Origin of the sequence: Streptomyces sp. NPDC087845 (assembly GCF_044742755.1) — a bacterium.
In the GTDB taxonomy this organism is placed as follows: domain Bacteria; phylum Actinomycetota; class Actinomycetes; order Streptomycetales; family Streptomycetaceae; genus Streptomyces.
In genome coordinates this window covers 195,569-207,958 of record NZ_JBIUVC010000009.1, presented here as the reverse complement: position 1 = coordinate 207,958, position 12,390 = coordinate 195,569, and the positions used below count along the sequence as shown (strand labels likewise).

At 71.8% G+C, this 12,390-nt stretch carries 9 protein-coding genes; all 9 read left to right on the top strand.

Annotation, left to right across the window (positions count from 1 at the left end):
- Positions 1-9 precede the first annotated feature (9 nt).
- Entirely contained in the window at positions 10-1,014 is a 1,005-nt protein-coding gene (locus ACIOMQ_RS23750) for a sugar phosphate isomerase/epimerase family protein (protein WP_402190214.1), read from the top strand.
- Positions 1,015-1,299: 285 nt separating this feature from the next.
- On the top strand, positions 1,300-5,022 hold the full coding sequence (locus ACIOMQ_RS23745) for a ThuA domain-containing protein (protein ID WP_401265748.1): 3,723 nt from the start codon (positions 1,300-1,302) through the stop codon (positions 5,020-5,022).
- Positions 5,023-5,155: 133 nt separating this feature from the next.
- Positions 5,156-6,274: an inositol-3-phosphate synthase gene (locus tag ACIOMQ_RS23740; protein WP_362196577.1), complete on the top strand. Its 1,119-nt coding sequence runs from the start codon at positions 5,156-5,158 to the stop codon at positions 6,272-6,274.
- Positions 6,271-7,392, top strand: coding sequence for an SCO3242 family prenyltransferase (locus tag ACIOMQ_RS23735; RefSeq protein WP_402190211.1), 1,122 nt, complete (start codon positions 6,271-6,273; stop codon positions 7,390-7,392). Before ACIOMQ_RS23740 ends, ACIOMQ_RS23735 begins: the two co-directional genes overlap by 4 nt.
- Entirely contained in the window at positions 7,389-8,246 is an 858-nt protein-coding gene (locus ACIOMQ_RS23730) for a sugar phosphate isomerase/epimerase family protein (protein ID WP_401987662.1), read from the top strand. Before ACIOMQ_RS23735 ends, ACIOMQ_RS23730 begins: the two co-directional genes overlap by 4 nt.
- Positions 8,247-8,270: 24 nt before the next feature.
- The gene (locus tag ACIOMQ_RS23725; protein ID WP_362196568.1) at positions 8,271-8,939 is read left to right on the top strand and encodes an EboA domain-containing protein; all 669 of its coding nucleotides are present in this window, start codon (positions 8,271-8,273) and stop codon (positions 8,937-8,939) included.
- Positions 8,939-9,787 (top strand): TatD family hydrolase, encoded by an 849-nt coding sequence (locus ACIOMQ_RS23720; protein WP_362196565.1) that lies wholly within the window; start codon positions 8,939-8,941, stop codon positions 9,785-9,787. Before ACIOMQ_RS23725 ends, ACIOMQ_RS23720 begins: the two co-directional genes overlap by 1 nt.
- Before the next feature lie 4 nt (positions 9,788-9,791).
- Positions 9,792-10,967: a metabolite traffic protein EboE gene (gene eboE / locus ACIOMQ_RS23715; protein WP_362196562.1), complete on the top strand. Its 1,176-nt coding sequence runs from the start codon at positions 9,792-9,794 to the stop codon at positions 10,965-10,967.
- Complete coding sequence (locus ACIOMQ_RS23710; RefSeq protein WP_401265738.1) at positions 10,964-12,361, top strand: nucleotide pyrophosphatase/phosphodiesterase family protein; 1,398 nt, start codon at positions 10,964-10,966, stop codon at positions 12,359-12,361. Before eboE ends, ACIOMQ_RS23710 begins: the two co-directional genes overlap by 4 nt.
- Positions 12,362-12,390: the final 29 nt, after the last annotated feature.

The following is a 12,390-nucleotide window of genomic DNA, read 5'->3' as shown; positions in this document are numbered from 1 at the left end:
GTCCCTCTCATGCCTCGTCCCTTCACGCTCTTCACCGGCCAGTGGGCCGACCTTCCCCTGGAGGAGGTCTGCCGGCTCGCCCGGGACTTCGGTTACGACGGACTCGAACTCGCCTGCTGGGGCGACCACTTCGAGGTCGACAAGGCCCTGGCCGACCCCGGCTATCTGGACGGCCGGCGGCAGTTGCTCGACACGTACGGGCTGAAGTGCTGGGCGATCTCCAACCACCTCGTCGGCCAGGCCGTCTGCGACCACCCGATCGACGAGAGGCACCAGGGAATTCTGCCGACGCGGATCTGGGGCGACGGTGAGCCCGAAGGGGTGCGCCGCCGGGCCACCGAGGAGCTCAAGAACACCGCGCGCGCCGCCGCCGCCTTCGGGGTACGTACGGTCATCGGCTTCACCGGCTCCTCGATCTGGCATCTGGTCGCGATGTTCCCGCCCGTTCCGCCGCACATGATCGAGCGGGGGTACGAGGACTTCGCCGAGCGCTGGAACCCGATCCTGGACGTCTTCGACGCGGAGGGCGTGCGGTTCGCCCATGAGGTGCACCCCGGCGAGATCGCGTACGACTACTGGACCACGCACCGCGCACTGGAGGCCGTGGGCCACCGGGCCGCGTTCGGGCTGAACTTCGACCCCAGCCACTTCGTCTGGCAGGACCTCGATCCGGTCAACTTCCTGTACGACTTCCGCGACCGGATCTACCACGTGGACTGCAAGGAGGCGCGCAGGCGCCTGGACGGCCGCAACGGCCGCCTCGGCTCCCATCTGCCGTGGGGCGACCCGCGGCGCGGCTGGGACTTCGTCTCCGCCGGGCACGGTGATGTGCCCTGGGAGGACGTGTTCCGGATGCTCCGCTCCATCGGGTACGAGGGGCCGGTCTCCGTCGAGTGGGAGGACGCGGGAATGGACCGGCTGGCGGGTGCCCCGGAAGCGCTTGCCACGCTGAAGCGGTACGACTTCGAGCCGCCGTCGGCGTCGTTCGACGCGGCTTTCGGGCGCGGCGACTGACCGCTGCCCCACGGGAGCGGCGCGGGGCAGGGAAGAGGGCTCTGCGGCCACCCCGTGCTCACCCCTGCCCTGATCCTGCTTTGTCCTGGCGCAGGAAGAAGTTCAACGAGACCGGTGCGTAAGGGCTTTCCGTCCCGGACGAACAGGTCTACCGTCCCCAACGTGTACATGACATGACTCGGGTCGCCGGTGCCCCACGGGCCCCGGACGACCCGCGCGGCAGTCCCCGCGCAGCACGGCACGGCAGCACCCGCCCGTACAACCGGCACTCTCCGGAGGACACTCGTGCACCTCACCAGAAACAGGAGCAGAACCCGGCTCCGCGTCCGCAAGTCCCTCGCGCTGTTCACCGGCGGCCTGCTCGCCGTGGCCGGCCTCACCCTGGGCGCCTCGCCCGGAGCCGCTGCGGAAGGGCCGTCCTCGCCGGCCGCCTCCGACGCGGCGGCCGAGGAGTTCCAGCAGGTCACCCTGGCCAAGGGCGTGGCCGAGACCGGTGAACCCATGACGCTGGCAGTGCTCCCCGACCGCAGCGTCCTGCACACCGCGCGCGGCGGCGAGCTGTGGCTCACCGACAGCGGCGGCGACACCACGCTCTCCGGGGTCCTCCCCGTCTACTCGCACGACGAGGAGGGCCTCCAGGGCGTCGGCGTCGACCCGGACTTCAGCAGGAACCGGGCGATCTACCTCTACTACGCGCCCCCGCTGGACACCCCGTCCGGAGACGCCCCCGAGAACGGCACCGCCGCCGACTTCGCCAAGTTCGACGGAGTGAACCGGCTCTCGCGCTTCGTCCTCAAGGAGGACGGCACCCTCGACACCGCCAGCGAGAAGAAGATCCTCGACATCCCGACTTCGCGCGGCATCTGCTGCCACGTCGGCGGCGACATCGACTTCGACGCACAGGGCAATCTGTACCTGTCGACCGGTGACGACTCCAACCCGTTCGCCTCCGACGGCTACACCCCGATCGACGAACGGCCCGACCGCAACCCCGCGTTCGACGCCCGCCGCACCTCCGGGAACACCAACGACCTGCGCGGCAAGATCCTCCGCATCAAGGTCGCCGACGACGGCACGTACACCGTCCCCGACGGAAACCTCTTCGCCCCGGGCACGGACAAGACCCGCCCCGAGATCTACGCGATGGGCTTCCGCAACCCGTTCCGCTTCACCGTCGACAAGCCCACCGGCATCGTGTACGTCGGCGACTACGGGCCCGACGCCGGTGCGGCCGACCCCAAGCGCGGACCGGGCGGGCAGGTCGAATTCGCCCGCGTCACCAAGGCGGGCAACTTCGGCTGGCCGTTCTGCACGGGCAAGAACGACCCGTTCGTCGACTACGACTTCGCGACGAAGACCTCGGGCGCGGCCTTCGACTGCGACGCACCCAAGAACACCTCCCGGTACAACACCGGGCTGGTCGACCTGCCTCCGGCCCAGCCCGCCTGGATCCCGTACGACGGCGCGTCCGTGCCCGAGTTCGGCAGCGGCTCCGAGTCCCCGATGGGCGGCCCCGTCTACCACTACGACGCCGCCCTCGACTCGCCCGTGAAGTTCCCCGAGGCCTACGACGGCGACTTCTTCGCCGGCGAGTTCGGCCGGCGCTGGATCAAGCGCATCGACCAGGACACCGACGGCACGGTCAAGTCCATCAACGCCTTCCCGTGGTCGGGAACCCAGGTGATGGACATGACGTTCGGCCCCGACGGCGCGCTGTACGTCCTGGACTACGGCACCGGCTACTTCGGCGGCGACCAGAACTCGGCGCTCTACCGCATCGAGAACGCCACCGGCGGGCGCTCACCGATCGCCGAGGCCACCGCCGACAAGACCTCCGGCGCCGCACCGCTCAGGGTCTCCTTCTCCTCGGCCGGGACCACCGACGGCGACGGGGACGCGCTCACCTACAGCTGGGACTTCGGTGACGGCGGCACATCGACCGCCGCCGATCCCACCCACACCTACAAGAAGAACGGCACGTACACCGCCACCGTCACCGCCAAGGACCCCACCGGCCGCACCGGCTCGGCGAACGTCCATGTGACGGTCGGCAACACGGCCCCCACGGTGAAGCTGGAACTCCCCGGTGACGGGCAGCTGTTCTCGTTCGGCGACGAGATCCCGTTCAAGGTGACCGTCACCGATCCCGAGGACGGCACCATCGACTGCTCCAAGGTCGAGGTCCGGTTCATCCTCGGCCACGACAGCCACGGCCACCCCATCACCACGGCCAACGGCTGCACCGGCACCATCAAGACGGAGATGGACGGCGGACACGACCCCAACGCCAACATCTTCGGCGTCATCGACGCCTCCTACACCGACGGCGGGGGCGGCGGCCAGGCCGCACTCTCCGGCCACGACCAGGCCGAACTTCAGCCGCGCCACCGGCAGGCCGAGCACTACGGCAACTCCTACGGCGTCGCCCCCCAGAACAAGGCGACCGCCCACGGCGGCAAGACGGTCGGCGACATCCACAACGACGACTGGATCTCCTTCAAGCCGTACATCCTCGCCGGCTCCACCAAGCTGACCGCGCGGATCTCCTCCGGTGGTGCGGGTGGCTTCCTCGAAGTGCGGACGGGTTCGGCGACCGGCAAGATCCTCGGCTCCGCACCCGTACCGGTGACCGGTGCCTGGGACAACTTCCAGGACATCGACGTCCCGCTGCGCGGCGTCCCGAAGAAGTCCACCGAACTCTTCCTGGTGTTCAAGGGCGGAGCCGGAGCGCTCTACGACATCGACGACTTCGAGCTCTCCAACAGCGCCCCCGACCGGACCGCCAAGCGGATCCTGGTCTTCTCGAAGACCGCCGGCTACCGCCACGACGCGATTCCCGACGGCATCGCCGCACTGAAGGAACTCGGCAAGGACAGCAACATCACCGTCGACGCCACGGAGGCGGCCGGCCAGTTCACGACCAGCAACCTGGCCCGCTACGACGCCGTCGTCTTCCTCTCGACGACCGGTGATGTGCTCAACGCCGACCAGCAGAAGGCATTCGAGAACTACGTGGCCACCGGCGGCGGTTACATGGGCGTCCACGCGGCGGCGGACACCGAGTACGACTGGGCCTTCTACGGCGGACTCGTCGGGGCGTACTTCTCCTCGCACCCCGCCATCCAGCCCGCCACCGTCCGCGTCGAGGACCACACGCACCCGGCCACGGCCCACCTCGACGACGAATGGAACCGCACCGACGAGTGGTACAACTACCGCACGAATCCGCGGAGCCAGGCCAAGGTCCTCGCCACACTCGACGAGACGACCTACACCGGCGGCACCATGAAGGGCGACCACCCGATCACCTGGTGCCAGACCTACCAGGGCGGCCGCTCCTTCTACACCGGCCTCGGCCACACCAAGGAGTCGTACGCCGAACCGGCCTTCCGTCAACTCCTCCTCGGCGGCATGCGGTACGCGGCCGGCCAGGTGAAGGCCGACTGCAAGCCCGGCACCGGCTACCGGTCCCTCTTCAACGGCAGGACACTCGAAGGCTGGAAGCAGGCGGGCCCCGGAAAGTTCGACGTCGTCGACGGTGAACTCCGCTCCGAGGGCGGCATGGGCCTGCTCACCTACCAGGCCAAGGAGCTGGGCTCCTACTCGCTCAAGCTCGACTGGAAGATGCAGGGCGACGACAACTCCGGTGTCTTCGTCGGGTTCCCGGAGTCCGACGACCCCTGGTCGGCGGTGAACAACGGCTACGAGGTCCAGATCGACGCCACGGACGCGCCCGACCGCACCACGGGCTCGATCTACACCTTCAAGGCGGCGAACATCAAGGCCCGTGACCAGGTGCTGCGGCCGCCCGGCCAGTGGAACAGCTACGAGATCAAGGTCCTGGGCGAACGCCTCCAGGTCTTCCTCAACGGAGTGAAGATCAACGACTTCACCAACACGGATCCGGTACGCAGCCTGAAGAGCGGCTACATCGGCATCCAGAACCACGGTGCCGACGACCATGTGTCCTTCCGCAACATCCAGCTGAAGGAACTGCCCTCGGCGTAGGGCGCTCCGGCCGGCCGACGGCGGGCGGGGAAGGACCATCGTCCCGCCCGCCGTCCCCACCCGATCCCGTCCCCCTCCTCGCACAGCGCCACCCGTACTGCCCAGCCAGCACCGCCAGCCAGGGAGGCAGCCCGTGTCAGCAACCGCCGTCCGTACCGGAGTCTGGTTCATCGGAGCACGCGGCTCCGTCGCCACCACCGCCACGGCGGGGTGCGCGGCGGTCGCGGCAGGGCTCCACCCGGCGGCAGGCATGGTCACCGAGACCCCACCGTTCGCCGGCAGCGGGCTGCCCACCGTCACTTCACTGGTCTTCGGCGGACACGACACCGTCGGCTGCCCCCTGCCCAAACGGGCCGAGGCCCTGGCCGCCGGGGGAGTGCTGCCGCACGGCCTGCCCGCAGCCGTGCGCGCCGAACTCGCCGCCGCCGACGCGGAGATACGGCCCGGCGGCCCACTGCCCGGCGACACCCGCCCGGACGAGGAACTCATCGAAGCCTTCGCCGCCGACCTCGTGGACTTCGGGCACCGCAACAGCCTGGCCAGGACGGTCGTCGTCAACGTCGCCTCCACGGAGCCCCTCCCGGCCCCCGGTGAACGGCGGCTGCCCGCGAGCTCGCTCTATGCCGCGGCAGCCCTACGGGCCGGCTGCCCGTACATCAACTTCACCCCCTCCACCGGGCTGCGCACCCCCGCCCTCCAGGACGCCGTCGCGGGCTGCGGACTTCCTCACGCGGGCCGCGACGGCAAGACCGGCCAGACGCTGCTCCGCTCCGTACTCGCCCCGATGTTCGTGCAACGCGCCCTGCCCGTGCGGGCCTGGTCGGGCACCAACCTCCTGGGCGGCGGGGACGGAGCGGCCCTGGCCGACCCGGGCGCGGCCGCGGCCAAGAACGCGGGCAAGGAACGCGTCCTCGCCGACACGTTGGGAACAGCACCCGAGGGCGAGGTCCACATCGACGACGTGCCGGCCCTCGGCGACTGGAAGACGGCCTGGGACCACATCGCGTTCGACGGTTTCCTCGGGGCCCGCATGGTGCTCCAGACGACGTGGCAGGGCTGCGACTCCGCGCTGGCCGCACCCCTGGTCCTGGACCTGGCGAGGCTGGTCGCCCGCGCTCACGAGAAGGGACTGAGCGGCCCCCTGCCCCAGCTCGGTTTCTACTTCAAGGACCCGGACGGCGGTCCGGCCGCACTCTTCGAGCAGTACGGGGAACTGCTGGCCTTCGCCGACACGCTGCGGGGGGAGAAGTGACGGTACGGGCCTGGGCCGAACTGCTGCGGGTGTCGGCGCTGTTCACCGTCCCCGGCGACGCACTCGCCGGTGCGGCGGCGACGGGCCGGCGCCCCGACCGGGGCACCGCGCTCGCCGTCGGCGCCTCGCTCTGCCTGTACGAGGCGGGCATGGCGCTCAACGACTGGGCCGACCGCGACGAGGACGCCGTCGACCGCCCGCACCGCCCGATCCCCTCGGGACGGATCGCGCCGGGTGCCGCCCTCGCGGCGGCGGGCGCGCTGACGGCCGCGGGCCTGGGCCTCGCCGCGCGGGCCGGCCGCCCCGCTCTCGCGGTCGCCACAGGGCTGGCGGCGACGGTCTGGGCGTACGACCTCCGCCTCAAGCACACCCCGGCGGGGCCCGCGGCGATGGCGGCGGCACGAGGACTGGACCTGCTCCTCGGAGCCACGGCCACGGGGGCCGCGAAGACGACGACGCGCCGGGGTTCGGATACGCCCCCCGGCCCGGGTGTCGCTTCGGGGCCAGGGCCAGGGCCAGGGCCAGGGCCGAGTCCGGGTGCGGGTGCGGGTGCGGGTGCGGCTTCGGCTTCGGCCGGAGGCCCGGGTCCGGGCGCCGCCGAGGCGGTGCGCGGCCGCGTTCGCGGGGCCCTCCCGGCCGCCGGCCTGCTCGGCGCGCACACCTACGCCGTCACCGCCGTCTCCCGGCACGAGGCGCAGGGCGGATCCACCACCGCCCCTCTCGCCGCGCTCGCGGCCGTCACCGCACTGGGCGCCGCGACCCTGCGCGAGCGGTGCGGCCGCGGTCCCGAGGGTCCGGCCCCTGCCGCGGAACGCGGCAGGGCGGCGGAGGCACTCCGTTCGCACCCCACCCGGGCAACCCCGGCCTCCACCACCCCGCGCCTCCTCCTCACCGCGCTCACCGGCACCTACTTCCGTACCGCCGCCGGACCCCTCGTCCACGCCGCCCTCAACCCGTCCCCGCCGCTCACCCAGCGCGCGGTCGGCGGCGGCATCAGGGCGATGATCCCGCTCCAGGCAGCCCTGGCCACCCGCGCCGGAGCAGCCGGATCCGGGCTTGCCGTCATGGCACTCGCCCCGCTCGCCCGCACCCTCGCCCGGAAGGTGAGCCCCACATGACGATCCGCCTCGGCTACGGCACCAACGGACTCACCGACCTGCGCCTGGACGACGCCCTCGGACTCCTCGCCGACCTCGGCTACGACGGGGTCGGCCTGACCCTCGACCACATGCACCTGGACCCGCTCGCCCCGGACCTCTACGCCCGCACCCGCCGGGTGGCGTCCAGGCTCCGGGAGCTGGGCCTCGACGTCACCGTCGAGACCGGTGCCCGCTACATCCTCGACCCCCGCCGCAAGCACGGACCGTCCCTCCTGGACCCGGACCCCGAGGCCCGCGCCGCCCGCACCCGGCTGCTCGTCCGGGCCGTCGGCATCGCCGCCGACCTCGGCGCCCACGCCGTGCACTGCTTCAGCGGCACCACCCCACCGGACACCACCCCCGACGCCGCCTGGCAACGGCTCGCCGACTCCCTCGCCCCCGTCCTGGACGCCGCCGACCGCTCCGGCATCCCCCTGGCCATCGAACCCGAGCCCGGCCACCTCCTCGCCGACCTCGCCGGCTTCCACCACCTGCGCGTCCTCAGCGGCGATCCACCACCGCTCGGACTCACCCTCGACATCGGCCACTGCCAGTGCCTGGAGCCCGCCCCGCCCGCCGACTGCGTCCGCGACGCCGCCCCCTGGCTGCGGCACGTCCAGATCGAGGACATGCGCCGGGGCGTCCACGAACACCTTCCGTTCGGCGATGGCGAGATCGACTTCCCGCCCGTACTCGACGCGCTCGACGCGCTCGCGGACACCGGCTACCGCGGCCTCACCGTGGTCGAGCTGCCCCGTCACTCCCACGCCGGCCCCGAACTCGCCCGCACCTCCATCGAGTTCCTCCGCAAGCACAGCCCGTCGAGCCGCTGAATCCGCGAAGGGAGCAACGACACCATGCCGACGACCCCGACGAACGCCCCACTGCTGACCCGCAGGGAACTCGACGCCCGGCTCGGCGGAGCCGCGCGCGCCTGGCTCGACGAGGCCCTGGCCGAGGCCGAACACGCCGCCGCCCACGAGGACACCGAACAGCGGCCCGGCGGCCCGTACGCCGTACCGCCGTGGGAGCTGCGGTACGCCGCCGCCGGCCGGTACTGCGGACTCGAGAACGCCGACTCCGTACGCGCCCTGCTGCTCGTCGGGGCCCGCGCCGCACTGCCCGCCCTGACCCGGCTCTACGAGCAGGGCACCGCCGCCGAACGACGCGCGGTCCTGCTCACCCTGCACCGGCTGGACGTCGGCCCCGCCGCCCTCCCGCTCGTCGAGGACGCCCTGCGCACCAACGACACCCGGCTGGTCGCGGCAGCCGTCGGCCCGTACACGGCCGCCCATCTCGATGCGCACAACTGGCGTCACGCCGTTCTCAAATGCCTCTTCACCGGGGTCCCCGTCGAGGCCGTCGCCCAACTGGCGCGGCGCTCGCGCGGCGACGCGGAACTCGCCCGCATGCTCGGCGACTTCGCGGCCGAACGCATCGCCGCGGGCCGCGGCCTCCCCGCCGGTCTCACCCGCGTCCTCGACCTCACCACCCCCGGCCCTGCCGCCCCCACGGAGGAGTCCTGATGCGCATCTTCGACCCCCACATCCATATGACCTCCCGCACCACGGACGACTACCGGGCGATGTACGACGCGGGCGTCCGCGCCCTCGTGGAACCCTCCTTCTGGCTCGGCCAGCCCCGCACCTCGCCCGCCAGCTTCTTCGACTACTTCGACGCCCTGCTCGGCTGGGAGCCCTTCCGCGCAGCCCAGTACGGCATCGCCCACCACTGCACGCTCGCCCTCAACCCCAAAGAGGCGAACGACGCCCGCTGCACCCCCGTCCTGGACGCCCTGCCCCGCTATCTCGACAAGGACTCCGTCGTCGCCGTCGGCGAGATCGGCTACGACTCCATGACCCCGGCCGAGGACACCGCCCTGGCCGCGCAGCTCCAGCTCGCCGCCGACCACGGCCTGCCGGCCCTCGTGCACACCCCGCACCGCGACAAGCTCGCCGGTCTGCACCGCACCCTCGACGTCATCCGCGAATCCCACCTCCCTCCGGAGCGGGTCCTGCTCGACCACCTCAACGAGACGACCGTGAAGGACGCCAGGGACAGCGGCTGCTGGGCCGGCTTCTCCATCTACCCGGACACCAAGATGGACGAGGACCGCATGATCGCGATCCTCAAGACCCACGGCACCGAGAAGATCCTGGTCAACTCGGCCGCCGACTGGGGCAGGAGCGACCCTCTCAAGACCCGCAAGGTGGGCGACGCGATGCTCGCCGCCGGGTTCGGCGAGGACGACGTCGACCGGGTGCTCTGGCGCAACCCCGTCGCCTTCTACGGGCAGAGCGGCCGGCTCCAGCTCGACACCGCCGCGCCAGAACCACTCCACGAGGGCAACTCCATCCTGCGCGGCGGGGAGTGAGGCGATGCGCTTCCGCCACCCCGACGGCTCCACCGTCCACTTGTCGTACTGCACGAACGTCCACCCGGCCGAGACGCTCGACGGGGTCCGCGCCCAACTGCGCGACCACTGCGAACCGGTCCGCAGACGGCTCGGCCGCGACCGTCTCGGAATCGGCCTCTGGCTGGCCGGGGACGCCGCCCGCAGCCTGATCAACGACCCGTCCCAGCTGCGCTCCCTGCGCGCCGAACTGGACCGCCGGGGTCTGGAGGTCGTCACCCTCAACGGCTTCCCGTACGAGGGCTTCGGTGCCGACGAGGTCAAGTACCGGGTGTACAAGCCGGACTGGACGGATCCCGAACGGCTCGCCCACACCACCGACCTCGCCCGGCTCCTGGCCGGCCTGCTCCCCGACGACGTCACCGAAGGAACCATCTCCACCCTCCCGATCGCCTGGCGCACCCCCTTCGACTCCGACGCCGAAGCCGCCGGACTCGCACACACGGCGCTCACCACCCTGGCGGAACGCCTCGACGCGCTGGCCGAGCTCACCGGCAAGTCCATCCGCATCGGCCTCGAACCCGAACCGGGATGCACAATCGAGACCACCGCCGATGCCATCGGACCCCTCACGGCCGTCGGACACCCGCGCATCGGCATCTGCATCGACACCTGCCATCTGGCAACCTCCTTCGAAGACCCCGGCACCGCCGTCGACGCGCTCGACGCAGCGGGCATCCAGATCGCCAAGGCACAGCTCTCCGCCGCACTGCATGCCGAACACCCCCACCTGACCGAGGTACGCGCCGCGCTCGCCGCCTTCGCCGAGCCCCGCTTCCTCCACCAGACCCGCACCGGCACCGCAGCCGGGCTGCGCGGCACCGACGACCTCGACGAGGCGGTCACCGGCCGGGCCCTGCCCGACGGCGCCCCGTGGCGCGCCCACTTCCACGTTCCCCTCCACGCACCACCGGCCCCACCGCTCACCTCGACCCTCTCCGTACTCCGGTCCGCGCTGACCCGGCTGGTGGGCGGCGCACACCCCCTCACCCGGCACCTGGAGGTCGAGACGTACACCTGGCAGGCACTGCCGGCCGCACTGCGCCCGCGCAGCCGCACCCAGCTCGCCGACGGCATCGCCGCCGAACTGACCCTCGCCCGCGACCTCCTGGTCGACCTCGGCCTCAAGGAGCTGCCGTGACCGCGGCCGAGCAGACCACGACACCCACCCCTCTCCTCGTCATCGACGTCGTCGGCCTGACGCCGCGACTCCTCGACCACATGCCCCGCCTCAAGGCCCTGGGGCAGTCCGGCACCCGCGCCCCCCTCGGCACCGTGCTCCCCGCCGTCACCTGCGCCGCCCAGTCCACCTTCCTCACCGGCACCACCCCCGCCGAGCACGGCATCGTCGCCAACGGCTGGTACTTCCGCGAACTGGGCGACATCCTGCTCTGGCGCCAGCACAACGGACTGGTCGCCGGAGACAAACTCTGGGACGCCGCCCGCCGCGCCCACCCCGGCTACACCGTCGCCAACATCTGCTGGTGGTACGCGATGGGCGCCGACACCGACATCACCGTCACCCCCCGCCCCGTCTACTACGCCGACGGCCGCAAGGAGCCCGACTGCTACACCCGGCCGCCCGCCCTGCACGACGAACTCACCGAGAAATTCGGCACGTTCCCCCTCTTCCACTTCTGGGGCCCCGGCGCCGACCTCGTCTCCTCGCAGTGGATCATCGACGCGACCCGGCACATCCTCGACACCCGCCACCCCGACCTGGCCCTGTGCTACCTCCCGCACCTCGACTACGACCTCCAGCGCTACGGCCCCGACGACCCCCGCTCCCACCGGGCCGCGGCCGAACTCGACCGCGCGATGGCCCCCCTCCTGGACGACGCCCGCAGCGAGGGCCGCACCGTCGTCGCCCTCTCCGAATACGGCATCACCCGCGTCGACCGGCCCGTCGACATCAACCGGGCCCTGCGCCGCGCGGGCCTCCTGGAGGTCCACACCCAGGACGGCATGGAGTACCTCGACCCGATGGCCTCCCGCGCCTTCGCCGTCGCCGACCACCAGCTCGCCCACGTCTACGTACGCCGCCCCGAGGACCTCGAAGCGACCCGCGCGGCCCTCCAGGACCTCCCGGGCATCGAGCAGCTCCTCGACGACGAGGGCAAGAAGGCCCACGGCCTGGACCACCCCCGCTCCGGCGAGCTGGTCGCCGTGGCGGACCCGGATTCCTGGTTCACGTACTACTACTGGCTCGACGACGCCCACGCGCCCGACTTCGCGCAGCTCGTCGAGATCCACCGCAAACCCGGCTACGACCCCGTCGAACTCTTCCTGGACCCCCAGGACCCGTACGTCCGGGTCAAGGCGGCCACGGCGGTCGCCCGCAAGAAACTCGGCATGCGCTACCGCATGGCGGTCGTACCGCTGGACCCGTCACCTGTTCGCGGCAGCCACGGCCGCCTCCCCCCGAGCGACGAAGAAGGTCCGCTCATCCTGTGCTCCACCCCCCACGCGTTCACCGGCCCCGTCCGGGCCACCGAAGTGAAGTCCCTGCTCCTCGGGCTTGCCGGACTGCACTGACAACGTCGCACCCCAGAAGGAGTCCCACC

Bases quoted from the DNA above. Each gene is read 5' to 3' on its own strand.
- ACIOMQ_RS23750 (WP_402190214.1), top strand. From the start codon at position 10: ATGCCTCGTCCCTTCACGCTCTTCACCGGCCAGTGGGCCGACCTTCCC.
- ACIOMQ_RS23720 (WP_362196565.1), top strand. From the start codon at position 8,939: ATGCGCATCTTCGACCCCCACATCCATATGACCTCCCGCACCACGGAC.
- eboE (WP_362196562.1), top strand. From the start codon at position 9,792: ATGCGCTTCCGCCACCCCGACGGCTCCACCGTCCACTTGTCGTACTGC.
- ACIOMQ_RS23725 (WP_362196568.1), top strand. From the start codon at position 8,271: ATGCCGACGACCCCGACGAACGCCCCACTGCTGACCCGCAGGGAACTC.
- ACIOMQ_RS23730 (WP_401987662.1), top strand. From the start codon at position 7,389: ATGACGATCCGCCTCGGCTACGGCACCAACGGACTCACCGACCTGCGC.